General features: G+C 70.7%; 21 protein-coding genes. 9 read left to right on the forward strand and 12 right to left on the reverse strand.

The window, feature by feature from the left end; genetic code table 11:
- Positions 1–147: 147 nt before the first annotated feature.
- From ligA to AB0B64_RS18335, 3 genes are all read right to left on the reverse strand, one after another.
- A complete protein-coding gene (gene ligA, locus AB0B64_RS18325) occupies positions 148–2,331 on the reverse strand; it encodes an NAD-dependent DNA ligase LigA (RefSeq protein ID WP_358178521.1) in 2,184 nt (727 codons plus the stop codon).
- 86 nt (positions 2,332–2,417) lie between these two features.
- Positions 2,418–2,837 carry a hypothetical protein gene (locus AB0B64_RS18330; RefSeq protein WP_358178523.1) on the reverse strand — a complete coding sequence of 140 codons (420 nt, stop codon included), beginning with the start codon at positions 2,835–2,837 and terminating at the stop codon, positions 2,418–2,420.
- A gap of 14 nt (positions 2,838–2,851) precedes the next feature.
- Positions 2,852–3,844: a methionine synthase gene (locus AB0B64_RS18335; RefSeq protein ID WP_357950146.1), complete on the reverse strand. Its 993-nt coding sequence runs from the start codon at positions 3,842–3,844 to the stop codon at positions 2,852–2,854.
- A gap of 23 nt (positions 3,845–3,867) precedes the next feature.
- Between AB0B64_RS18335 and AB0B64_RS18340 the strand changes: the two genes are divergently transcribed.
- Complete coding sequence (locus tag AB0B64_RS18340) at positions 3,868–4,500, forward strand: MBL fold metallo-hydrolase (protein WP_358178525.1); 633 nt, start codon at positions 3,868–3,870, stop codon at positions 4,498–4,500.
- A 41-nt stretch (positions 4,501–4,541) separates the two neighbouring features.
- On the opposite strand, the gene mnmA is transcribed toward AB0B64_RS18340, so the two are convergent.
- Positions 4,542–5,603: a tRNA 2-thiouridine(34) synthase MnmA gene (mnmA, locus tag AB0B64_RS18345; RefSeq protein WP_358178527.1), complete on the reverse strand. Its 1,062-nt coding sequence runs from the start codon at positions 5,601–5,603 to the stop codon at positions 4,542–4,544.
- A 79-nt stretch (positions 5,604–5,682) separates the two neighbouring features.
- Between mnmA and AB0B64_RS18350 the strand changes: the two genes are divergently transcribed.
- Positions 5,683–6,735 carry a DUF695 domain-containing protein gene (locus AB0B64_RS18350; RefSeq protein WP_357950137.1) on the forward strand — a complete coding sequence of 351 codons (1,053 nt, stop codon included), beginning with the start codon at positions 5,683–5,685 and terminating at the stop codon, positions 6,733–6,735.
- Positions 6,736–6,997: 262 nt separating this feature from the next.
- Here the strand turns inward: AB0B64_RS18350 and AB0B64_RS18355 are convergent, their stop codons facing one another.
- Entirely contained in the window at positions 6,998–8,161 is a 1,164-nt protein-coding gene (locus AB0B64_RS18355; RefSeq protein ID WP_357950135.1) for a cysteine desulfurase family protein, read from the reverse strand.
- A 53-nt stretch (positions 8,162–8,214) separates the two neighbouring features.
- On the opposite strand from AB0B64_RS18355, the gene AB0B64_RS18360 reads away from it, so the two are divergent.
- The 7 genes from AB0B64_RS18360 (at position 8,215) to AB0B64_RS18390 (ending at position 14,773) form a co-directional block, all read left to right on the forward strand.
- Positions 8,215–8,721: a TetR/AcrR family transcriptional regulator gene (locus tag AB0B64_RS18360; RefSeq protein ID WP_357643534.1), complete on the forward strand. Its 507-nt coding sequence runs from the start codon at positions 8,215–8,217 to the stop codon at positions 8,719–8,721.
- A 111-nt stretch (positions 8,722–8,832) separates the two neighbouring features.
- Positions 8,833–10,011, forward strand: coding sequence for an MFS transporter (locus AB0B64_RS18365; protein ID WP_358178529.1), 1,179 nt, complete (start codon positions 8,833–8,835; stop codon positions 10,009–10,011).
- Positions 10,012–10,087: 76 nt separating this feature from the next.
- Positions 10,088–10,762 carry a rhomboid family intramembrane serine protease gene (locus AB0B64_RS18370; protein ID WP_358178531.1) on the forward strand — a complete coding sequence of 225 codons (675 nt, stop codon included), beginning with the start codon at positions 10,088–10,090 and terminating at the stop codon, positions 10,760–10,762.
- A 155-nt stretch (positions 10,763–10,917) separates the two neighbouring features.
- Positions 10,918–11,817, forward strand: coding sequence for an ABC transporter ATP-binding protein (locus AB0B64_RS18375; RefSeq protein WP_357950127.1), 900 nt, complete (start codon positions 10,918–10,920; stop codon positions 11,815–11,817).
- Positions 11,814–12,578, forward strand: a complete 765-nt coding sequence (locus tag AB0B64_RS18380) for a hypothetical protein (RefSeq protein ID WP_358178533.1) — start codon at positions 11,814–11,816, stop codon at positions 12,576–12,578. Before AB0B64_RS18375 ends, AB0B64_RS18380 begins: the two co-directional genes overlap by 4 nt.
- A 48-nt stretch (positions 12,579–12,626) precedes the next feature.
- Entirely contained in the window at positions 12,627–13,334 is a 708-nt protein-coding gene (locus tag AB0B64_RS18385; RefSeq protein ID WP_357950122.1) for a response regulator transcription factor, read from the forward strand.
- Positions 13,331–14,773, forward strand: a complete 1,443-nt coding sequence (locus AB0B64_RS18390) for a HAMP domain-containing sensor histidine kinase (RefSeq protein ID WP_358178535.1) — start codon at positions 13,331–13,333, stop codon at positions 14,771–14,773. The genes AB0B64_RS18385 and AB0B64_RS18390 overlap by 4 nt, the downstream gene beginning before the upstream one ends.
- A gap of 18 nt (positions 14,774–14,791) precedes the next feature.
- Here the strand turns inward: AB0B64_RS18390 and AB0B64_RS18395 are convergent, their stop codons facing one another.
- The 7 genes from AB0B64_RS18395 to AB0B64_RS18425 all read right to left on the reverse strand — a co-directional run bounded on the left by AB0B64_RS18395 (position 14,792) and on the right by AB0B64_RS18425 (position 24,161).
- Positions 14,792–15,745: an electron transfer flavoprotein subunit alpha/FixB family protein gene (locus tag AB0B64_RS18395; protein ID WP_358178537.1), complete on the reverse strand. Its 954-nt coding sequence runs from the start codon at positions 15,743–15,745 to the stop codon at positions 14,792–14,794.
- A gap of 20 nt (positions 15,746–15,765) precedes the next feature.
- Positions 15,766–16,545: an electron transfer flavoprotein subunit beta/FixA family protein gene (locus AB0B64_RS18400; protein ID WP_358178539.1), complete on the reverse strand. Its 780-nt coding sequence runs from the start codon at positions 16,543–16,545 to the stop codon at positions 15,766–15,768.
- 200 nt (positions 16,546–16,745) lie between these two features.
- On the reverse strand, positions 16,746–17,963 hold the full coding sequence (locus AB0B64_RS18405; protein WP_358178541.1) for a serine/threonine-protein kinase: 1,218 nt from the start codon (positions 17,961–17,963) through the stop codon (positions 16,746–16,748).
- Between the two features lie 34 nt (positions 17,964–17,997).
- Positions 17,998–19,797 (reverse strand): serine/threonine-protein kinase, encoded by a 1,800-nt coding sequence (locus AB0B64_RS18410; RefSeq protein ID WP_358178543.1) that lies wholly within the window; start codon positions 19,795–19,797, stop codon positions 17,998–18,000.
- A 16-nt stretch (positions 19,798–19,813) separates the two neighbouring features.
- Positions 19,814–21,904: a protein kinase gene (locus tag AB0B64_RS18415; RefSeq protein WP_357950110.1), complete on the reverse strand. Its 2,091-nt coding sequence runs from the start codon at positions 21,902–21,904 to the stop codon at positions 19,814–19,816.
- 134 nt (positions 21,905–22,038) lie between these two features.
- Entirely contained in the window at positions 22,039–22,551 is a 513-nt protein-coding gene (locus AB0B64_RS18420) for a YbaK/EbsC family protein (protein WP_358178545.1), read from the reverse strand.
- Positions 22,552–22,610: 59 nt separating this feature from the next.
- Positions 22,611–24,161, reverse strand: a complete 1,551-nt coding sequence (locus AB0B64_RS18425) for an FAD-dependent oxidoreductase (protein ID WP_358178547.1) — start codon at positions 24,159–24,161, stop codon at positions 22,611–22,613.
- Positions 24,162–24,232: the final 71 nt, after the last annotated feature.

Here is a 24,232-nt window from a genome sequence, read left to right on the forward strand (position 1 = left end):
TAACAGAACCCCCATTAGGTCACTATGGGAGGGTACGACCTTCACCCCACTTCGCGAAACCAACCGCGTACGTTCCGTCACTTATCCTTCGGACATATACCCCGAAATCACTCTTAGTATACCCGTCATCAACAGCGCGTATATGATCTACGGCTGGGGAGTGACGGCCACCCGCGAAGCCGCCTCCGGCCCTTCGGCGAGGAGCACCCCGAAGCCTTCGCCGTCGAGGATCGGCACGCCCAGGCTGACCGCCTTGTCGTACTTGGACCCGGCGTTGTCGCCCGCCACCAGGAACGAGGTCTTCTTCGACACCGAGCTCGCGACCTTGCCGCCCCGATCGCTGAGCGCCTCGGCGGCGGAGTCGCGGGTGAAGCCCGGCAGCGTGCCCGTCACCACGAAGGTCAGGCCCTCGAGCGTCTGCGGCCCCTTCTCGGGAGCGGGCTCATCCTCCATGCGGACACCCGCGGCCCGCCAGTGGGTGATGATCTCGCGATGCCAGTCGACCTCGAACCAGGCGCGGATCGTGGCGGCCACCCGCGGCCCGATGCCCTTGATGGCCGCCAGCTCCTCCTCCGAGGCCGCCATGACGGCGTCGATCGAGCGCAGGGCGGCGGCCAGGTCGCGGGCCGTGGGCGGCCCGACATGGCGGATGGACAGCGCGACCAGGACATTGGCCAGCGGCGCCTGCTTGGCCCGCGCCAATTCCTCGATGAGCTTGTGGGCGTTCTGGCTGGGCTCGCCGTTGATGTTGGAGAAGAACGAGACGACCTTCTGCTCGCCCGTCTTCGGATCGATCTTGGGCAGGCCGCTGTCCTTGTCGCGGACCACCGACTTGATCGGGATCAGCTGGTCGAGCGTCAGATCGAACAGGTCGGCCTCTGTGCGTACGACCGGCTCCTGCGGCGGCAACGGCTGGCTGAGCGCGGTCGCCGCGACGTAGCCGAGCCCGTCGATGTCGAACGCGCTGCGCCTGGCCGCGAAGAACAACCGCTCGCGGATCTGCGCGGGGCAGCCGCGGGCGTTGGGGCAGCGCAGGTCGGCGTCGCCCTCCTGCTCGTAGGCCAGCTCCGTGCCGCACTCGGGGCAGTGGGTCGGCATGACGAACGGCCGCTCGGACCCGTCACGCAGGTCGGTGACCGGGCTGAGGATCTCGGGGATGACGTCGCCCGCCTTGCGCAGCACGACGGTGTCACCGATGAGCACGCCCTTGGCGGCCACCACCGCGGCGTTGTGCAGCGTGGCGCGCTCCACCGTGGAACCGGCGACGCTGATCGGCTCCATCACACCGAACGGCGTGACGCGGCCCGTGCGGCCGACGCCCACCTGGATGTCGAGCAGCTTGGTGTTGACCTCTTCTGGCGGGTATTTGAAGGCGATCGCCCAGCGCGGCGCCCGCGAGGTGGAGCCGAGCTCGCGCTGGGTGCTGAAGTCGTCGACCTTGACCACCACGCCGTCGATCTCATAGGGCGGGTCGTGGCGGTGCACGCGGTAGTGCTCGATGAAGGCGTCGACCTCGGCGGGGCCGCCGACCACCTGGTAGAGGTCACTGACCGGCAGACCGAACTCGCGCAGCCGCTCGTAGACCTCGGACTGCGCCTTGGGCTCGGCCGCGCCCTCCCAGACGCCGACACCGTGCACGATCATGCGCAGCGGGCGCTGGGCGGAGATCCGCGGATCCTTCTGGCGCAGCGAGCCGGCCGAGGCGTTGCGCGGGTTGGCGAAGAGGGCGATCCCCTGCGCGACCAGCTGCTCGTTGAGCCGCCCGAACTCCGCGACCGGCATGTAGACCTCGCCCCGGACCTCGATCAGGCTGGGGACGTCGGCTCCCTTGAGCCGGTGGGGCACGCCCTCGATGGTGCGTACGTTGGGCGTCACGTCGTCGCCCGTCCTGCCGTCGCCCCTGGTCGCGCCGCGCTCCAGGCGGCCGTCGCGGTAGACCAGCGCGATGGCCAGCCCGTCGATCTTGAGCTCGCAGAGGTACGGGCCTGGCTCGCCCTCGGCCAGCCGCTCGGCCCGCGCCTGCCACGCGGCCATCCCGGCCGGGTCGAAGGCGTTGTCGAGGCTCTCCATCGGCGCCAGGTGGTCGACCTTGGCGAAGTCGCCGGCCACCGGCGCGCCGACCTTCTGCGTCGGCGAGTCGGGCGTCTGGAGACCCGGATGCGCCGCCTCCAGCGCGAGCAGTTCGTTGAACCACTCGTCGAACTGAGCGTCGCTGACCGTGGGCCGGTCGAGCACGTAATAGCGATAGCGGGCTTCTTCCACCAGCTCGCTCACCTCGGCGTGCCGCTCACGCGCGGCCACGGGCACGCCATCGACGCTTGGCTCGCTCACCAGGGTCTCCTTCCGTCAAACACCCTAGGCAAACGCTATCGCCGAGCACCGACAACGGGCACCTTCCACAACGCCCGAGGCGGAGGTCAGCCGCCCTGGGACCAGACGCCGTCCCATCCCGAGCACTTGCCGGTGACCTTCACGGCCGTGCCGCGGCAGACCCGGCCCTCGATCGAGAGCATGTAACCGGTCGGGAAGGAGAACGTCAGCGGCTTGGTCCTCGAGCAATTGCGGAACGTCTTGGCGCCCCTGCCACCGTCATCCTTGACCCACCGGAACTTCAGCCACGAGCACCCGCTCCGCCCGGGGAAGTCGTAAAGCTTGCCGTTCACCACGAACCCCGGCCGGTCGAGGACGACCTTGCCCTTGGCCTTGCCCGCCTTGTCGGAGGAGTAGATGGAGCCCCAGTTCCAGATCTCCGGGTTGGCGGCGGCCGCGGCCGGAGCGGCGATCGACGCGGACGCGATCAGGAGCGTGACGCCGACCGCCACAGTGCGAAAAATCATGAACGTGAGGCTACTCATCCGGCTTGCAGCCCGCTTGCCGGATCGTCACGCAGCACCTGGGCACCCTTGCGGCAGGCGGCCAGGGCGGCCCGCGCGTAGCCGGGAGAGGCTCCGGCGAGCCCGCAGGCCGGGGTCAGCACGACCTGCCCGGCCAGCTTGTCGGGCGGGAACCCGAGCCGCCGCCACAGATCCACCGCCGGCCTGGCGACGACGCCGGTATCGGGCAACCGGGTGTCGGTCCCCGGCACCACCCCGAGGAACAGCAGCAGCCCCGCCTCCAGCGCCTCCCCCACGGCGTCGTCGTCCCTGCGGCTGAGCAGGGAGGCGTCCACCGAGACGCCGCGGACACCGGCCGTACGAAGGAGGCGGAGCGGCACCGACGGCGCGCAGCAGTGCACGATCGGGTCGCCGAACAGGCGCAGCGACTCCGCCACCCGCGAGCCCTCCACGGCGGCCAGCCGCCCGAAGCCCGAGGCGGTCGGCACGGTACCCGCGAGCACGCCGGGCAGGCCGGGCTCGTCGAGCTGCAGGACGATCTCGGTGACTCCGGGCAGCCGCCGCCGCACCTCCGCGACGTGGTCGGCGACGCCCTGAGCGAGCGAGGCGGTCAGGTCGCGTACGGCTCCGGCGTCGGAGAGCATCTTGTCGCCGTACTTGAGCTCGATGGCGCCCGCCAGCGTCCACGGCCCGCAGACCTGCAGCTTGAGCGGCCCCGCGTAGTCGTGCCCGACCTCCTCCAGGCCGTCGAGATCACGCCTGAGATGGTCGACCGCCCGATGGTGGTCGCGACCGGGCCGGTCGGACAGCCGCCAGCCCGACGGCTGCACCTCCACCGGCAGGTCCACGAGCAGCGCCGCCGTCCGCCCCACCAGGTCGGCGCCCACGCCGCGGCCTGGCAACTCGGGCAGGTACGGCAGGCCGGGCAACTCACCGAATACCACTCGGAGGGCCTCGAAATGATCCTCACCCGGATGCGACCCAACCCCGGTGGCTTCGAACATCGACATGGGCCAAGCGTAGGCTCTCGAATATGAAGCTGACCAAATACGGCCACGCGTGCGTGCGGCTGGAGAAGGACGGCAACGTCCTCGTCGTCGACCCTGGCGCCTTCACCGAGGGCCCCGTCCTCGACGGTGCTGGCGCGGTGCTCATCACCCACGAGCACATGGACCACGTCGACGTCGAGCGGCTCAAGGCCGCCTCTTCCGACCTGGAGATCTGGACCTGCGAGGCGGTCGCCGCCCAGTTGACGGAGGTTCCGGGGAAGGTGCAGGTCGTACGGCATGGCGACGACTTCACCGCGGCGGGGTTCGAGGTGAAGGTGTTCGGCGAGTGGCATGCCAAGAATCACCCTGACGTGCCGATCGCGCAGAATGTCGGCTTCATGCTCGATGACGAGGTCTTCTACCCCGGTGACGCGCTGACGGTGCCGGGCGTCGAGGTGCCCACCCTCCTGGTGCCGACGAACGCCCCTTGGCTGAAGCTCCTGGAGATGGTCGACTACCTGCGGACGATCCGGCCGGCCAGGGCGTTCTCCACGCATGACGGGCTGCTCAACGACATCGGCCTCAGCCTGATCGACAACTACCTGAAGCTGGAGTCCGACAAGCAGCACGCCGACATGCGGCGGCTCAAGGTCGGCGAGTCGGTCGACCTGCCCTGAGATCAGCTGAGCTGCTTTAGATCAGCCGGGCTGCTTTTAGATCAGCCGGCCGAGGCGATGGTGGCCGAGCCGATCACGGTCTCGCCCGAATAGAGCACCGCCGCCTGCCCCGCCGCGACCCCCGTGGCGGGGCGGTCGAGTGTGATGCGCAGCCCGTCGCCGACCTCCTCGAAGTGGCACCCGTAGACCTCGCCGTGGGCCCGCAGCTGCACCCTCAGCTCGCCCGGCGAGGCCGTCGGCCCGTTCCAGACCGGCCGGCCGCAGGTGATCGAGGTGACCTCCAGCGCCGAGCGCGGCCCCACCGTGACCGTGTTGGACACGGGCTCGATCGACAGCACGTAGCGCGGCCTGCCGTCGGCGGCGGGCCGGTCGATGTGCAGGCCCTTGCGCTGGCCGATCGTGAAGCCGTGGGCGCCGTGGTGGTTGCCGACGACCTCGCCCTCCTGGTCGACGATCGGCCCTTCGGCCGAGCCGAGCCGCTTGGCCAGGAAGCCGCGGGTGTCGCCGTCGGCGATGAAGCAGATGTCGTGGCTGTCGGGCTTGTCGGCGACCGTCAGGCCGCGCCTGGCGGCCTCCTCGCGTACCTCGGCCTTGGTCGAGTCGCCCAACGGGAAGATCGCGTGGCCGAGCTGCTCGCGGGTGAGCACGCCCAGCACGTAGGACTGGTCCTTGCCCTGGTCGGCGCTCCTCGACAGCACGCCGTCGACCAGCCTGGCGTGGTGGCCGGTGGCGACCGCGTCGAAGCCCAGCGCGAGCGCCCGGTCGAGCACCGCCGAGAACTTGATCTTCTCGTTGCACCGCAGGCACGGGTTGGGCGTGCGGCCCGCCGCGTATTCGGCCACGAAGTCCTCGACCACGTCGCGCTGGAAGCGCTCGGCCATGTCCCAGATGTAGAACGGGATGCCGATCACGTCGGCGGCGCGCCGCGCGTCGCGGGAGTCCTCGACCGTACAGCAGCCCCTGGCCCCCGTGCGGTGGGATTGGGGGTTGGCCGACAAGGCCAGATGCACACCAGTGACGTCGTGACCGGCCTCGGCGATCCGGGCGGCGGCCACGGCGGAGTCGACGCCGCCCGACATGGCGGCAAGCACACGCAATCCCATGACCATTCCAGCGTACTGTCCCGCCAAGCCTGCTCGGCCATCTGCACAACCGGGCTCCGCGTCTGGGAGTATTCAGGCCATGCGACTGTTCGGGCGCAAGGACGACGACGAAGAGCCCATCGAGCCGAGTGACGGCATCGCGCCGTTCTGGGCGTGGTGGGAGGAGACCAGGCCGGAGCTCGACTCGCTGGTGGCCGCCGGTGACGCCGAGCTGCTGTGGGAGAAGATCGCCCCGGCCGTGGCCGCGGTGCATCCCGGCCTGGTCTGGGAGGTGGCTCCCGGCAGGGACGCGGCGCACGCGCTGGTCGTGACCGCCGCCGGCGACGCCGAGCTGCGCTCGCTGGCGCACCGCCTGGTCAAGGGGGCGCCGCCCGCCGACCTGCTGTGGGAGTTCCATCCGTCGCGCCAGGTCAACCCGCAGGCGCTGGAGCTGACGATCGACGTGGGCGGCTTCGAGTTCGCCTTCGACAAGCTGATGCTGGGGCTGCGGGTGCCGCCCAACTCGCCGCGCGTGGACGTGGCCGCCTACCACCCGATCTTCGGCCAGCTCGACGAGGAGACCCGGCTGGAGACCACGCTGCTGGCCCTCGACTGGCTGCTGGGCGAGGACGATGTGGCCCGCTGGGTGGGCGAGATCACCCCGGCGACGTTCCAGCCGATCGACTCGGTCGCCGCCGTACACCTGCCCGCCGTGGTGGCCGACCTGGCCTCCGGCTACGAACAGGAGCAGTGGGCGTTGCTGGAGGGCCAGACGGCGGCCGGCGCGCCGCTGGTCGCCACCGCCCGCTATCCGCTGCGGCCGGTCGACTATCCGCTCTTCGACCAGCACATCGCGATCACGCTCCCGTACGCGCACCGCGACGAGAACGGGCTGCCCGTCGGGGAGTCGCTGACGGCGCTGCGCGACTTCGAGGAACGGCTGGCGGCGCGGCTGCTCAAGCTCCACGACGACGCCGTGCTGGTGGCGCACCTGAGCGCGGAGAGCCACCGGGTCATCCACATCTACGCCGACCCGACCGGCGACGCGGCGATCCACGCCAAGGAGCTGATCGTGGGCTGGGAGGAAGGGGAGCCACGGGTCGACGTGGCCACCGATCCCGCGTGGAGCGCGGTGGTGGCCTTCATCAACTGATTTGGTCCGTCACGCGACCGTCTCGGCCCCTGTGACGGTCCGTGGTGGCTGGGGTCCCTTGAGAGGGATACCCCCTCCGGGGGAGAGAAAGAAGCCGGTCCGTCGGGGCTGAGGTCCCCAGGGAGGGAAACCCCCTCCGGGGGAGAGGAAGAAACCGGTCCGTCGTGGCTAAGGTCCCTAGCGAGGGACCCCCTTCGGGGTTCCTGAGAAGGGATCCCCTCTGGGGGAGCGGATGCCCGGCGAACGTCCGTGGTCAGTACGGCTAGCTCAGGCCGGCGCGGCGGGCGCGTTCGACCGCCGCCGGGAGCACTTCGATCAGCCGGTCAACGTCGTCGTGGGTCGAGGTGTGGCCGAGGGAGAACCTGAGCGAGCCCCTGGCCGCCGCCGAGTCGGCGCCCATCGCCAGGAGTACGTGGGAGGGCTGGGCCACCCCGGCCGAGCAGGCGGACCCGGTCGAGCACTCCACGCCCTTGGCGTCGAGCAGCATGAGCAGGGCGTCGCCTTCGCAGCCGGGGAAGGAGAAGTGGGCGTTTCCCGGCAGCCGGTCCGTCGGGTCGCCGTTGAGGAGCACGTCGGGGACCGCCTGCCGTACGCGCTGGATCAGTTCGTCCCGCAGCGCGGTCAGGCGGCGGCTCAGCGACTCCTGCTCCTTGACCGCGACCCGGATGGCGGTGGCGAGGCCGGCGATGGCGGGCGCGTCGAGCGTGCCTGAGCGTACGTCTCGCTCCTGGCCGCCGCCGTGCATGACCGAGACCGGAGTCATCCCGCGGGCCAGCAGCAGCGCGCCCACGCCCATCGGGCCGCCGACCTTGTGGCCGGTCACCGTCAGCGCGTCGGCGCCGGAGTCGGCGAACGACACCGGCAGCTGCCCGACCGCCTGCACGGCGTCGGTGTGGAAGGGGATGCCGCTGTCGTGGGCGATGGCGGCCAGCACGTGCACCGGCTGGACCGTGCCCACCTCGTTGTTGGCCCACATGACGCTGATCATGGCGACGTCGTCGGGGTCGCGGGCGATGGCGGCGCGCAGCGTGTCGGGATGCACCCGGCCGAGCTCGTCGACCTCCAGCAGCTCGACGCGCGCGCCCTGGCTGTCGGCCAGCCAGTGGGCCGGATCGAGGGTGGCGTGGTGCTCGACCGAGCTGACCAGCACCCGCTTCCTCGGCCGGCGCGCCCAGTAGAGGCCCTTGACGGCGAGGTTGTCGGCCTCGGTGCCGCCCGAGGTGAACACCACCTCGCTCGGCCTGGCGCCCAGCGTGTCGGCGATGGTCTCGCGCGATTCTTCGACCACTCTGCGCACTCGGCGGCCGGTCGCGTGCAGCGAGGACGCGTTGCCGACCAGGCCGAGTTGCTCCGTCATGGCCTCGATCGCCTCGGGAAGCATGGGCGTGGTCGCCGCGTGATCAAGGTAGGCCGACGGTCTGCTCACCAGGAAATCGTATCCCCTTTGCCACTGTACCGTCCGGACGGTACAGTAGAGGCATGAGAAGGGACGAGCTACTGGACGCGGCAGAGGATCTCCTCTGCGACCAGGGCTCGACCGCGCTGACCCTGTCCGCGGTGGCCGATCGGGCCGGTGTGAGCAAGGGCGGCCTCCTCTATCACTTCTCCTCCAAGGAAGCCCTGATCAAGGGCATGGTGGAGCGGCTGATCGACGACTTCGACGAGCTGATGGCCGCCCAGGGCGACCCCACCTACACCGAGCGCTACCTCGCGGCGACGCTTGAGGCCGTGCGCTCCAACCGACTGCGACGATGGGCCGTGGTCACGGGGGCGTCGGGCAATCTCTTCCTGCTCGCGCCGATCCGCGAGGCCATGGCCCGCTGGCACCGCGAGGGGCTGGACGACGAGCCCGACCGGGTGGCGTCCCAGATCGTCCGGCTGGCGTGTGAAGGGCTGTGGGACGTGGCGAGCCACGATCCCGGCCTCCACGCCGAGAGCGACCTGCGCGCCCTGGAGGCTCGCTGTCGCGCCCTCCTCAAACCCTAACCTCCCCCTTCCACCACCTTTCTTCGCGCCCGAGCTCGCACTATGAGCTCCGGGCCGCGCCGCATGCCAGTTAATGAGTGATTTGCGAGGTATGTACCAATGGTTCGCGACTTGAGGATTGCCCGTTTCGGGGCAGTCCTTACCTTCGTCCTGGCCGGACTCCTGGTGGGCACGATGACCGTGCGCATCCCGGCGTTGACCGACAAGCTCGGGCTGTCCGAGTCGGCGGTCGGCCTGATCCTGCTGGCGTGGGGTGTGGGCGCGCTGATCACCATGCAGTCCATGCGCCGGGTCATGAGCCGGGCGGGCAGCAAGACCGTCCTGCGGATCGGCGGCCCGCTGACGGCGCTCGGCCTGGTGGGCGTGGCCTTCGCGCCGAACCTCCCGCTGCTGCTGGTCGCGGCCGCGTTCTTCGGCATGGCGTTCGGCATGGTGGACATCGCGATGAACGCCCAGGGGTCCACGGTCGAGCGGGCCTACGGGCGCCCACTGCTGAACGGCATGCATGCGGGTTGGTGCGTGGGCGCGATCTCGGCCGGCGCTGTGGGCAGCCTATCGATCGCCCTGGGATTGTCGTTCACCGTGAACGTGGCGCTGGTCGGCCTGGTCTCGCTGCCGGTGATGGTCCTGCTGGGCCGTACGTACCTGCCCGAGGCCCCGGCCGTGTCGACCACCGCCAAGGCCGGTCGCCGCCTGCCCCCGATCGTCTATCTGCTCGGCGCTCTGATGTTCTTCGCGTTCATGGTGGAGGGCACGGTCGCCGACTGGAACGGGCTGTTCATGCGCGACACCCTGGGCGCGCCGGAGGCGCTGGCCGCGCTCGGCTACCCGGTCTTCGAGGTGGGCATGCTGGTCGCCAGGCTCACCGGCGACAGGCTGCGGACGCGCTTCGGGGTACGCGGCATCATGACGGCCTCCGGCGTGGCCACGGCGGGGTTCTTCGCGGTCGTCCTGGTCGCGCCCGCGCCGCTGGTGGCGGTGCTGGCGATGTTCTTCGTCGGCCTCGGCGTGGCGACGATCTCGCCGATGACGCTCTCGCTGGCCGGGACCGCCACCGACACCCCCGGCCCGGCGATCGCCCAGGCGGGGGCCATGGGCTACGCGGGACTGCTGCTCGGCCCGGTGGTGATCGGCTTCCTGACGGACGCCACGTCGCTGCGTGTCGCGCTCGGGATAGCGGTGGTGCTGGGCGTGGCGATCGCGGTGGCCGCCCGCTTCCTGCCGCGCGAGGAGCCCGCGGTGGTCACTGCCAGCCCGGCCGTCAGGGAGCCCGAACTCGCCACTGCCTGACCCGTGACATTTGTCCTGGTTCAGTGGCTTACATTCTGCACTGCCGCGATCCGCAGATCAGTGTGAGGCTGAGCCCATGGTCAAACCGATCGTCACCGCCTCGGTCCTCGTCGTGACCGCCGTGCCGAGTGTCCTCCAGTTCTTCCTCCCCGGCCTGGAGCCCGCACTCATGCGCGACCCGGCGGCCATCCGCGCCGGGGAATGGTGGCGGCTGGGGACCTCCCTCGTCGTCCAGGACAGCGGCGTGTTCGGCACCCTGTTCAACCTGGCGTTCCTGGCGGTGCTCGGCTACCTCGCCGAGCGCTCGCTCGGGCCCGCCCGCTGGCTCATCCTGTACGGCGCGGGCGCCGTGGCCGGGCAGGCGGCCGGATACCTGTTCAACGACCCGGGAGCCGGAAACTCGATCGCCTTGTGCGGCCTGGCGGCGGGGCTGGCCATCGCCTGCGAGGGGTCACTGGAGCGCTCCGTGGGCGCCTTCTACGCGGTGATGCTGGGCGCGTCCGCCCTCGCGCCCTCCAGCGGCATCTGGAGCTGGGTGGTGACGATCGCCCTCACCGCGGTCGGGTTCCAGCTGGTGACCCGCCACGAGCGGCTGCCCTTGTGGCTCTTCCCCGTCGTCCTCGCGGTCGTCGCCGTCACGGTCACCGCCCTCGCCGACCTCCACGGCGCTGCTCTGCTGGGTGGCATGATCGCGGCATGGGCTCTGAGAGGAACGTCCCGTTCGACGTATCGGCCTACATCGCTCGCGTGAAAGCGGGCCGTGAGACGCTCGCCGAGGCGTGAGCTGGAAGTTCTCTGTGGATTCCGGCCACGCTCCATGCCGATCCGCTGCTCGGGGGCTCGCGTTCCCAGGAATCTCACAGATCTCCCCAGAAGCCCTCCATCTGGGCGTACGACGCTGGCCGCATGATCCAGCTCAACGGACTGACGAAACGCTACGGCGAGGTGCTCGCCGTGGACGACCTGACCTTCACCGTACGGCCCGGCCTGGTCACGGGCTTCCTCGGGCCGAACGGCGCGGGCAAATCCACCACGATGCGGATGATCGTCGGCCTCGACCTGCCCACGGCGGGTTCGGTGACCGTCAACGGGCGGGCGTACCGCGACCTGTCCCAGCCGCTGCGGGAGGTGGGGGCACTGCTGGAGGCGCAGGCCGTGCATCCGCACCGCAGCGCCTACAACCACCTGCGCTACCTTGCCCAGACCAACGGGATCCATGACCGGCGCGTCGCCGAGGTGCTCGACCTGGTCGGGCTCCGGGACGCGGCCAAGAGGAAGGCGGGGACGTTCTCCCTGGGCATGAGCCAGCGGCTCGGCATCGCCGCCGCCCTGCTCGGCGACCCGCCGGTGCTGCTGTTCGACGAGCCGGTGAACGGGCTGGACCCCGAGGGGGTCCTGTGGATCCGCACGCTGATGCGCGGCCTGGCCGCCGAAGGGCGCACGGTGCTGGTCTCCAGCCACCTGATGGGCGAGATGGCGCTGACGGCCGACCGGCTGGTGGTCATCGGCAAGGGCAAGCTCATCGCCGACGCGGACACCGCCACGTTCACCGACACCGGCGAGGGGGTGCTCGTCCGTACACCTGAGGCCGTGATGTTCACCCGGCTGCTGCTGCTGGCCGGAGCCCGGGTGCGGGCGGGCCTCGACGGCGAGCTGATCGTGACCGGCCTGACCGCGCCCGACATCGGGCGGCTGGCCGCCACCGAGGCCGTGCCCCTGTTCGAGCTCGCCCCACGCCGTACCAGCCTGGAGGAGGCCTTCATGGAGCTCACCCGTGACAGCGTCGAGTACGGAGTGCCCCGATGACCGCCGCGGGTGTGCTGCGCGCCGAATGGACCAAGTTCGCCACCATCCGCTCCACGACGGTCCTCTCCGTGGCGATCGTCGCGATCTCGACGATGTTCGGCTGGCTGTTCGGCACCGCGAGCGCCAACCAGTCCGCCGCCTCGGTACAGGACCGGCTGGACTTCGACCCGATGACCTCGGCCACCCGGGGCCTGTTCATCGTGCAGTTGCTGGTCGCGGGGCTGGGCGCGCTGGTGGCCTCGTCCGAGTACGGCTCGGGCACGATCCGCGCGAGCGCCGCGGCCGTGGGCCGGCGACGGCTGCTGACCGTCAAGGCCGGGATGACCGTGCTGGCCGCACTTCCGGTGAGCGTGGCGGCCGTGTGGCTGATGGTCCTGACCTGCATGGCGACGCTTTCGGCTCGCGGGGCGCCGGCCGTCTGGTTCGGCGACGCCGCCCTCGTCCGCGTCCTGACGCTCGGCCCGCTCGTGCTCACGCTGCTGGCGCTCTTCGGGCTGGCACTCGGCTTCCTGATGCGGGCCACGGCCGCCGCCGTGAACGTCAGCACCGCGTTCCTGCTGATCCCGATCTTCGCCGGGTCCTCTCCTGGCTGGCTGCGCGAGCTCCTGGGCGTCTACTGGCCGAACGTGGCGGCCTTCGCGGCCGCCTCGGGCCGGGCCGACGCCGGCCTGTCCCCTTGGGTGGGGTTCGGGATCCTCGTCGGGTTCACGGCGGTCATGCTGGGTGTCGCGTTCGTACGGTTCGAGGCCCGCGATCTCTGATCCGCTCGTACGGACTCGTAGGCTCGGTCACAACAGGGAGGACAGCAGTTGGGTGACGGCGAACGGCTGCTCGTGGTCGACGACGAACCCACCGTCAGGGAGCTGCTCTCGGCGACCCTGCGCTTCGCCGGCTTCACCGTGAGCTCGGCCGAGAGCGGTGTCCAGGCGCTGGAGTCGGCCCGAGCCGACCCGCCCGACCTGGTGCTGCTCGACGTCATGCTGCCCGACCTGGACGGCTTCGAGGTCATCCGCCGACTCAGGCTGCTGCCCCGGGGCGACGGCCGGCCGGGACCCGTGCCGGTGCTGTTCCTGACGGCCCGCGACGCCACGGCAGACAAGATCAACGGGCTGCGGCTGGGCGGCGACGACTATGTGACCAAGCCGTTCGACCTGGAGGAGCTCCTGGCCCGCATCAGCGCCATACTCCGGCGCACGGGCGCGGCTCCCGGCAACGACACGCTGCGCGTGGCCGACCTGGAGGTCGATCCCGAGGGCCACCAGGTGACCAGGGCGGGTCAGGCCGTACGGCTGTCTCCGACGGAGTTCAGGCTGCTGCTCCATCTCGTGCTCAACGCCGGGCGGGTGCTGTCCAAGGCGCAGATCCTCGAACACGTCTGGCGCTACGACTTCGCCGGGGACTCCAGCATCGTCGACACCTACGTCAGTTACCTGCGCCGCAAGATCGACACCGGTGAGACGAAGCTGATCCACACCGTGCACGGCGTCGGATACGTGCTGCGCAGGCCCAAGCGATGATCAGGCGCCTGTCCCTGCGGCTCAGGCTGCTGGCCATCACGGTGGCGCTGCTGTTCGTCGGGCTGGTGGTGATCAGTTCGGTGGTCGTGCAGCAGCTGGAATCCCAGCTGCTGAGCAGGATCGACGCGAAGCTGGAACCCATGGGCAGCGCCCTGTCCATGATCCCGCCCGACCTGGCCGTCCGGCTGCGACAGGGCGCGGCGAACACCCCCCTGGCGCCGGGCGGGTCGCCGTCCGGCCCCGACGAGCGGGGGTACGCGGCCTACCTGTCCGCCAACGGCACGCTCCTGCGGGAGCTGACCACCGGGGGACGCCCCGAACTGCCCCGGCTGGACTCCGCGACCGTCGCCACCCGCGCGAAGCGGCCGTTCACCGTGAGCGGCGCCGATGGCACGGGATGGCGGGCGGTGGCGCTGCCCAAGGCCGGACGGGACGGCTCCGCTCACGCCAGTGTCGTCGTCGCGCTCTCGCTCGACGGCATGGACGCCACGATCGACCGGGTGCGGGTCGTCTGTCTCATCGCGGGTTCGGTGCTGCTGGCCGTACTCGCTCTCGTCGGCGGCGTGGCGATCCGGACGGGGCTCGCGCCGCTGCGGCGGGTCGAGGAGACCGCGGCGGCCATCGCGGGCGGCGATCTGACCCGGCGCGTACCGTACCTGGCCATGCCGGGGACGGAGGTCGGGCGGCTCGCGCACGCGCTGAACGGCATGCTCGCCCAGATCGAGCAGGGGTTCGCCGCCCGCGCCGAGTCCGAGGCCCGTATGCGCGGGTTCGTCGCCGACGTCAGCCACGAGCTGCGTACCCCGCTGTTCGGCATCAAGGGGTTCTCGGAGCTGTATCGCATGGGCGGCACGGACGCCGACGCGGCGCTGGCCCGCATCGAGAGCGAGTCCGGGCGTCTGGCGCGGCTGGTGGACGACCTGCTGCTGCTCGCCTTCCTTGATGAACCCACGACCGCGGGGCTCGACCTCACGCCCATGGACCTGCGTACGCTGGCCGCCGACGCGCGGCACGACTTCGCCGCGCTGGACCCGTCCAGGCCGATCGCGTTCACCGGCCCCGCCGGCGGCCCCGCGGCCAGCGCCCCCGTGCTGGGCGACGAGGCCAGGCTGCGGCAGGTGGTCAGCAACCTCGTCGGCAACGCCGTCACCCACACCCCGGCCGGCTCCCCGGTCAGGATCGGCGTCGGCACCCTCAGCGACCAGGCGGTGCTGGTCATCGAGGACGAAGGGCCGGGGCTCAGCGCCGAGGAGTCGGCCCGCGTCTTCGATCGCTTCTACCGCGCCGACGGCTCGAGGACCCGGTCCACGGGAGGGGCGGGACTCGGCCTGGCCATCGTGCGCTCCATCGTCGCCGCCCACGGGGGACGCGTGGAGGTCCGCTCCGCGCCGGGGCGGGGAGCGGCCTTCCAGGTCCTGCTCCCCGCCATCGACCAGTGACTCCGGCCCCGGCAAGCGCTACTTGCGCTTGGTGACCTCTTCGGTGAGCTGCGGCACCACCTGGTGCAGGTCGCCCACGACGCCGTAGTCGGCGAGCTCGAAGATCGGCGCCTCCGGGTCCTTGTTGATCGCGACGATGGTCTTCGCGGTCTGCATCCCGGCCCGGTGCTGAATCGCGCCGGAGATGCCGGCCGCGATGTACAGCTGCGGCGACACCGTCTTGCCCGTCTGGCCCACCTGGAACTGGTGGGGGTACCAGCCCGCGTCGGTGGCGGCGCGGGAGGCGCCCACGGCCGCGCCCAGGGCGTCGGCCAGGCCCTCGATGACCGAGAAGTTCTCGGCCGAGCCGACGCCGCGGCCGCCGGAGACCACGATCGCGGCCTCGGTCAGCTCGGGGCGCGCGCCCTTCTCCTGCTTCACGCGCTCCAGGACACGGGCGGCCTTGGCGGACTCGGTCAGGGTGACCGACACCTGCTCCTCGGTGCCCGCGCCCGCGGCGGCCTCGGGGGCCGTCGAGTTGGGGCGTACGGCGACGATCGGCGTGCCCTTGCGCACCTTCGAGCGGACGTTGACGCCGCCGCCGAAGATGGACTGGTCGGCCACGAAGCCCTCGCCGAGGCCCACGGCGTCGGTGATGACGCCCGAGTCGGTCTTGACCGCGAGCCGGCCGGCGACCTCCTTGCCCTCGGTCGTGGCGGCCACCAGCACGGCGGCGGGCGACTTGTCGGCCACGAGCTGGGCGAGCAGCTCGGCCTTGGGCGCGACGACGTAGTCGACGATCTCGTCGGCTCCGGCGACGTAGATCTTCTCGGCACCGTATTCGGCGAGCCTGGCCTTGGCCGCGTCGGTGATGCCGGGTCCGGCCCAGACGGCGGCCGGTGTGCCGAGCGAGCGGGCCAGGGTCAGCAGTTCGAGTGTGACCTTCTTGACCTCGCCGTCGACGTGCTCGACGAGAACGAGAATCTCCGACATATCAGCTGTCTCTCCCGTGCTCAGATGAACTTCTTGGACGCGAGGAAGTCGGCGGCCTTCGAGCCTCCGTCGCCCTCGTCCTTGACGATCGTGCCGGCCGCGCGCGGCGGGGCCGCGGCGAACTCGACGACCTCGGACCAGGCCGCGTCCAGGCCGACCTGGTCGGCCGCGATCTCCGCGTCGCCGATGGCCAGCGTCTCCACCGGCTTCTTCTTGGCCGCCATGATGCCCTTGAAGGACGGGTAGCGCGGGTCGTTGATCTTCTCCACCACGGACACGACGGCGGGCAACTGGGCCGCGACCTTGTCGAACCCGTAGTCGGTGATCCGCTGGATCACGATCTCGGAGCCCTCGATGTCGACCTTCTTGGCGAGGGTGAGCTGGGGTGCGCCCAGGCGCTCGGCCAGCATCGCGGCCAGCACGCCCGTACGCGCGTCGGTGGACTCCGAGCCCAGGATGACCAGGTCGAAACCGATCTTCTTGAGCACCTGCGCCATCGCATAGGAGGTCGACAGGGCGTCGGAGCCGTGCAGCGCGTCATCCGTCAGGTGGACGGCCTTGTCCGCGCCCATGGCCAGGGCCTTGCGGATGGTCTCGGTGGCCCGGCCCGGTCCCATGGTGAGAACGGTCACCTCACCGCCGTGGGCTTCCTTGAGCTTCAGGGCCTCCTCGACCGCATACTCGTCAAGCTCGTTCACCACGCCGTCGACGGCGTCACGGTCGAGCGTCTTGTCATCGGACCGGAGCTTGCGCTCGGTCGCCGTGTCGGGGACCTGCTTCACGCAGACGACGATGTTCATGGCCGGTGGCCGACCTCCCGTGTTCGCGTGCGCCGACGCTCGGCGCCTGATGCTTGCTGACAGACTGCCAGGTGTCCCATGGGGGCCGTGACAGCGGGTGCTCTCGCGGCCATGTTACCCATGAGTAGCTTAGGCGCAAGCAAGCAAGGCTTACGACAAAGCACCCACCACCCTACCGAACTTTATTCCGTTGCCTGAGTTCAGGCCGACATCAGGAAGACGACCCCGACCACCAGCGCCGTACCGGCGAACAGTGCGAGTGTGAACGTACTGAAGACCGTGCTCAGCCCCAGGCAGAGCCCCGCGGCGCCGAGCATCCCGGCGAAATCGAAGATGATCCGGCTCATCCGGAAGCGGCCGCGCCTGAACAGCGCCACCCCCGCGTCGGCCACCGCCACCAGCGCGTACGCGGCCAGCAGGAACAGCGTCACCTCCGGCAGCGGCTCCCGCGCGGCGGCGGCCAGCAGCGCCACGAACAGCCCGGAGCCGATCAGCCAGCGCCTGCGTACCTTCTCTCGATGCCTGGCCCTGGACTCCTCGACCGACGGACGGACCCGCTCCTGGCCCGGCCGCCACTCCCGGGTCTCCAGGTCGTGCGCCTCACCGGGCCGGGGGCGCAGGGCCGTGGCGGGCGGGCGGATGGCGTAATGGACAGCCTCGACGCCGAGCCTGGCGCAGATCTGCGCGGCCGTCGGCCGCGCGAGCGGGTCGGTGGCCAGGCACTCGCGCAGCAGCGGGCTCAGCCAGTCGGGGACCCCCTCCAGGTCGGCGTCGTGGTGCACGACGCGGTAGGCGACCGCCGAGGCCGGTCCCTGCCCGTACGGCTGCCGCCCCGTGGCCGCGTAGGCCAGCGTGGCCCCGAACGAGAACACGTCGGCCGCCATCCCCGACTCCTTGCCCTCCAGCACCTCGGGCGCCAGATAGCCGGGCGTGCCCACCACGGCCCCCGAGGCCGTGACCGAGAGGGAGTCGAGCGCGCTGGCGATGCCGAAGTCGATGACCACCGGCTCACCTTCGGCCATCATCACGTTGGCCGGTTTCAGATCCCGATGCACGACGCCCGCCTCGTGCATGGCCAGCAACGCGTCGGCCAGTCCGGCGGCCAGCTGCCGGAGCTCGGCCACCGGCGTGGGGACCGCGCTGAGCGGCCTGCCCTGGACGTAACGGGTCACCAGATAGGGCTTGTCGACGTCGAGCGAGGCGTCCAGCACCTCGGCCACGTGCGGCCCGCCCACTAACCGCATCGTCTCCACCTCGCGCGCCAGCCGGGTCAGCGCGCCGCTGCCGGCCGTCACGTGCGGGTGCAGGACCTTGACCGCCACCGTACGGCCCTCGGGGTCGAGCGCCAGGTGCACCTCACCGAACCCGCCCGCCCCGAGCCGGGAGAGTAACTGATACGGGCCCAGCCGCTCGCTCATACCCCTTTTCTCCCCCCGGAGCGGGCCAAGACACTTACGACCAGGGTGACAGGAACCCCATCCCCACGCCGTCGAGCAGATCGTTGATCAGGCCGGTGATCAAGCCCATCGTGCTCCGTCGCGCGTCGCTGGTCAGCTCGTTGATCACGGTCTCCGGAGCCCGCCAGGGCGCCCACGTCGGGGCCTGACCCATCGCGAACATCACCGCGAACATCGCGGCCGTACCGACGATCAGTGCGGCGACCAGGGCCGCGCCGGGAGTGCGCAGGATGCCGGTGAGCGAGCGCGTGACCGCCTTGCGCGGCGCGCCGCCGCCCGGCAGCACGAACAGCCCGGCTGTGAAGGCGCCCGCGCCGTACGCGGCGGCGGCGTTGACGCTCATCCCGCCACCCCAGCGCAGCACGCCCCAGACACAGACGCCGAACATCAGCGCCAGCGGCACGTGGACCAGCGTCACAAGCGCGGCCTTGACCAGCGCCCACGGCGTGCCGACCAGGACGAGCAGCGGATCGGCCGCGCTGCTCCCCCGCACCTGCCGGCGCTTGACCATGTCGCCGAAGAGGTATTCGCCCACCCGCAGCACCAACGCCAGCGCGACCGCCACCGCGCTCACCGCGACGGGCAGCACGACGGCCAGCGCGGTCAGCGTGACCAGCAGCAGCAGGCCGACGAACTGGCTGCCGACCAGGTAGCGCTTGCGCTCGGCCGGCGGTGTGTAGGGAGGCGGCGGCGCGACCGGCCGCTGCTGACCCGCCTGGGTGGCCGGGCGGTAGGCGGGCGGGTGTGTCGGCGGCGCCGGGTAGCCCGCGACCCGCTGGTCGACGCGCGGGGCCGGGTGCCGCTCCGGCATCGGCGCCGGGACGTAGGGCGGCGGCCGCTCCTCGCGCGGCGGCTTCTCCTCGCGCGCGGGCGCGGGCGGGGTGCCGTACGCGACCGGCGGCAGCAGGTCGGAGTAGTTCTCCATGACCCGCGTCCGGTTGCCCATCCGCTTGGTCCCGGTCGGCCCGTCGGCGGACGTCTCGTGGAAGGAGGTCACCGACGGGTCCAGCGCCCTGGCCATCCGCAGGAGCTCCTGGGCGCCGGGCCGGGCACTGGGCTCGACCCGCAGCGCGCGGCTCAGCCAGCCGCGCAGCCAGGCGGGCGCCTTGTCGATCTGCGCGCGCCCTTCCATGATGTTGAAGCAGACCGCCTCGAACGTGCCCGTGCCGAACGGCGGCGCGCCCGTCGCGGCGAAGAACACCGTGGAGGCCAGCGCGTGCACGTCGGCCGCCTGGGTGATCTCCGAGTCGCGGATGATCTCGGGCGCCAGGTAGCCGGGCGTGCCGACGAACATCCCCGTCTGCGTCAGCCGGGTCGCGTTGACCAGGTGCGCGATGCCGAAGTCGATGACCAGCGGATCGCCGTTGACCAGCATCACGTTGGACGGCTTGAAGTCGCGGTGGATCACCTCGGCGGCGTGGATGGCCACCAGCGCCTGGCACAGGCCCTGGGCCAACCTGATGACCTCGCGCGCCTCCAGCGCGCCCTCCGCCAGCACCGTCTCCTCGAGTGTGCGGCCGGGGGCGAAGCGGGTCACGACGTACGGCTGGCCGCCGACGAGCTCGGCGTCGAGCACCTCGGCCACGTGCGGGCTGCGCACCCGGCGCATGGTCTCGACCTCGCGCGTCAGCCGGTCACGGGCCTTCAGGTCGGCCGCGACATGCGGGTGCAGGACCTTGATGGCGACCTCGCGGCCCTCGGTGTCGAGGCCCAGGTGGACCACGCCCATGCCGCCTTCGCCGATCTTCCTGACCAGCCGGTAGGGGCCGAGCCGCTCCGGCGCCTGCGTGCTCATCGCCACCGTCCCGGCGTCATCCCCCTGTGCTCCCCTTCAGTCCGTTGAGCTGGGTCACCACAGGTCCGACGTTCAGCGGAGCCCATACGGCCCTCCTCGCGTTGTCGAACGAGCTGTAAGCGAGGATCAGGGAGAGCGCGGCCCCCGCCGCGAGAACTCCCACCATCACCATCGCCGCTGTTCTCGAGGGTACGAGCGATGAGAGGGTTCTGCGCATTTGCCTTCCAGGCCCCTCCACTCCGGGGCCCGCGCAGACGGTCCACAGGGCGATCGCCGCGCCCCAGGCCAAGGCGTTGTAGGGGTTCATCTTGACGAACACGGTGAGCAGCAGCGTCACCGGTAGCCCCAGAATAAGGGCGTAGAAGAACAGCGCGAACGTGATCCCCACCGACTTGGCCAGTTTTTTGGGGAAGGCGAAGACGCGCACCACGTCCAGCGCTGCCGACCCGGTGGACCTGCGCGCGACGAGCTCCGGCTGGGCCAGGTCGGCCGCGCGGAGCAGCACCACGACCGGGATCACCAGCAGGCCCACCAGCACGGGCGCCACCACGGCCACCATGATCATCACGATCAGCAGCATCGCGCTCGCCAGGCCGTAGGCCCGGGACCGCTGCAGCACCTGCCCAGGGCGGGCCGCCGGGATGAACGGCTCGCGCTTGGTCCGCAGGTCGGGCTGCTGCCCATAGGCGTCTCTCCTGGTCTGCGCCTCGTGCGGCAGGTAGGGCTGCGCCTGCGGATCGTGCGGGAACTGGCCCTGGACCGGGATGTAGGGCGGCGGTTGGACCGGGTTGCCTCGCCCGTAGTCGGGCGCTTCGGGGCGTACCCGGCGGGTGGGGACGTCGGGCGGGTCGGGGCGTACGCGCCGGGTGGGCACGTCGGCGTCGGCCGGCGACGGCGTGTGGCTGTTGCTCGGCTGATTGTTGCCCTGCTGATTGTTGCCCTGCCCGGAGACCTGCCACGGCTGCGGGTTGGCCTCGCGCTGCATTTTGCGCAGCTCTTCCGGGGTCACCCGGCGGGTCGGATAGGGGTCGCCCTGCTGCTCGGGGAGCAGCGAGACGTACTGCTGCTCCTGCGGCGGCGGCTGGGGCGGCTGACCCTGGGGCTGCCAGTTCGGGCCGGACCCCTGGTGCGGCTGGCCCGGGTGCGGGGGCTGCTGGCGCAGCTGGCCGTCGACGAGCCGGCGCGGCGTCATGGGCGGCGTCGAGATGTCGTACGAGGGCTTGTCGGCCAGCGGCTGCGGCGTCGGCAGCTCGAGCGACGGGTTGGAGCGATCGGACCGGGGCACGGTCGAGATCTCGTCGCGCTCGTTGCCCGGCGGCCTGGGCAGCATCCTGGCAGTCTGCTCGGCCAGCTCGGCCGCCTTGGGCCGCTTGGCGGGGTTGCGCTGGAAGGCCGCCTTGAGCAGCGGCTGCAGCTCCTTCGGGGCCGCACTCACGTCGGCCTTGCCCGCGGTGATGTTGTAGAAGATCATCTCCAGCGTGCCCTTGCCGAAGGGCGGCTGGCCGGTGCCCGCGTACAGCAGCGTGCCCGCCCAGGCGTGGATGTCGACCTCGGGCCCGGCCTCCTGACCCTCGATGATCTCGGGGGCGAGGTATCCGGGCGTGCCGATGAACATCCCCGTCTGCGTCAGCCTGGTCGCGTCGACCGCCTGGGCGATGCCGAAGTCGATCAGGACCGGCTCGCCGTCGATGATCAGCACGTTGCCCGGCTTGAGGTCGCGGTGGATCACGCCGACCGCGTGCACGGCGGCCAGCGCGGTCGCGACCCCGTGCGCGATCTTGACCAGCGCGGGCAGGTCGAGCGGACCGTCGTCCTTGACGATCTCGTCGAGTGGCCGCCCGGCGACGTAACGCGTGACGATGTAGGGCCGATGACCCGTCACATCGGCGTCGATCACCTCGGCGATGTATTTGCTGCGCGCGCGGCGCATGGTCTCGACTTCACGCGACAGACGCCGCCTGGCGACCTCGTCGCCGGCGACCTCCGCGCGCAGGACCTTGACCGCCACCTGCCTACCCTGCGGGTCGACAGCGAGGTGGACAACGCCCATCCCGCCTTCGCCGAGCCGCCTGAGCAGCCGGTAAGGGCCGAGTCGGTCATCGTTCATGGCATGAAGCACCATACCGGCTTAATCCCCGCCCACGAGATGAACCATGAGGCCACATTCCCACTCGTACAACGTCCCGAAGGGGCCCATCGGTTTCCCATTCAACGGTCTCGAATTGGCTTCAGTTTCTGGCTTCAGTTGGCCAGGGGAAGGGTCTCCGCCCCCTTCAACCCGGCGAGCGCGGCCCCGGAGACGGCCAACTTCGACCGCCGAACCCCGCTTCCGATCACTACCCTGTCGTGCTCGGCGACCTTCGTGTCCACCAGGATCGGCCAGTCGGCGGGCAGGCCGAGCGGGGTGATGCCGCCGTATTCCATCCCGGTGAGCTCGACCGCCTCCGCCATCGGGGCGAAGCTCGCCTTGCGCGCGTCGAGATGCCTGCGTACGACGCCGTTGACGTCGACCCGCATCGTCGCGAGCACCATGCACGCCGCATAGCGCGTCTCGCCGCCGCGCTTGGCCGCGACGACCACGCAGTTGGCCGACTCGTCGAGCGTCACGCCGTAGCGCTCGCAGAACGCCGCCGTATCGGCCAGCTCGGGGTCGATCTCGGCCACTTCGACGCCCGCCAGCCCCTGCACGGCAAGGGCCACCGGATCGGCCAGCAGGTCGGTCCGGTCGGTCGCGGGCACCCAGTCCAACGTCATCCCATCTCCTCGATCGCTCACCCAGGACCTTACGCCGGTCACCTGAGCAGCGCGCGACGTCACGGTGACTGCAGCACCCGTTGGTGCAGCTGGGTGACGGCGCCACGGGCCGACTCCATGGAGCCCGCCTGCCACGCGATCAGATGGGTGAGCCAGTCGCCCGCGAAGTAAACCCTTCCGCTGGGGCGTTGCAGAAGAGTGAAGGACGAATCAAAGGCGGGCCAGCGTACCCAGCCGCCCTGGATGTGCTCCTGGCGGTCCCAGGCGATGGAGACGCTGGAGAGGAGGTCCTTGCCGTACTTGTCGCCGTGGATCTTCCTGCCCTGGGTGAGGGCGCGGCGTCTGCGGTCATCCGGGGTGAGGGCGCCGTAGAGCTCGGCGTTCTGGTCGGTGTTGTAGTAGCCGACGAGCACGCCGCGCTGGGCGTGGAAGCCCGCCGACGGGTACCAGATGTGGGTGATGTCCAGGTCTGTCTCGGTCACGCCGCCGTAGATGCGGTCTTCCAGCTCCCACCAGCGCCGGCCGTACTCCAGGCCGATCTTGCCGCTTGCCACCGGGATGGGCGTCTTGAGCGCGGCCGTGACGGGGGCGCCGAGGTTGTGCGGGATCTTCGCGAGCAGGTGGGGCGGCAGGGTGGCGATGCAGTAGTCGGCCTTGAGAGAGCCGCCGTCCCAGGTCACCTCGACGCCGTCGGCCAGGTTGGTGATCTTGGTGACCTTGACGCCGGTCCTGATCCGGTCCGCGCCGACCGCCTCGGTGAGCTTGACGACGATGGCGTCCATGCCGCCGACGGGCTGCAGCATGGGGGTCGACTGCTCGTAGCCGAAGTCGTTGGTGATGGAACGGCCGGTGCCGGCGGCGAGGACCGCGTGCAGGGTGCCGGGGGCCGCGATGGGGGTGCCGCCGTCCAGCGCCGGATATTTCACGAAACCCCGGCGGTCGGAGCCTTCGTAATCGAGCTTGGGCCCCAGATCGCCGAACCTGCGCAGAAACTCCAGCAGTCGTTCCTGATCGTCCTTACCGACCTTCTTGTCGAGCGCCCCAACATTCGTCGCTTTAGCCAGCAGCTCCGCCACATACCCGTACATATCCGCACGCGCGGCCCTTGCCCGGATTGTCTGCCCGTTGGTGTGGACGAGCGCCTGGCCGTTGTTGTTGATGAACGTCTCGATCGGGATGCCCAGCTCGCGGCAGTAGTCCAGGGTGACCATCCACGGCGCGATCCGCCCCGGGCCCGCGTTGAAGTAGACGCCCTCGCCGAACTTCACCTCCTGCGCGGGACCGTTGAGCTCGGTGAGCCGATCGCCGCCACGCAGCGTGAGGTTCCGGCCGCCGGCCCGGTCCTTGGCCTCCAGCAGCGTGCAGTCGTAGCCGGCCTTGCCCAGCTCGTACGCGGCGGTCAGCCCGGCGACCCCCGCCCCGATGATCACCACTTTGGCGGCCGCCTTGCCGCGCAGCGAGAAGTCGCCCTGCTGGGGCGCGGCGAAGTCCTTGTCCTGCTGGGACGGCGCCAGACCCAGCGCGCCCATGGCGGCGTACATGGCTCCCGCACCACCCACCGCCCCGATACCGACGAGTAACCCCCGCCGGGTCAGCGCCGCGCCCTCCATGCCACTCGCTCCCAACTATGCGGGCCTGCCATTCCGTTGGCCTGCGTGCGCTGACCTGCTCTTCACCCGCC

This window comes from Nonomuraea sp. NPDC049129, assembly GCF_040648495.1.
In the GTDB taxonomy this organism is placed as follows: Bacteria; Actinomycetota; Actinomycetes; order Streptosporangiales; family Streptosporangiaceae; genus Nonomuraea.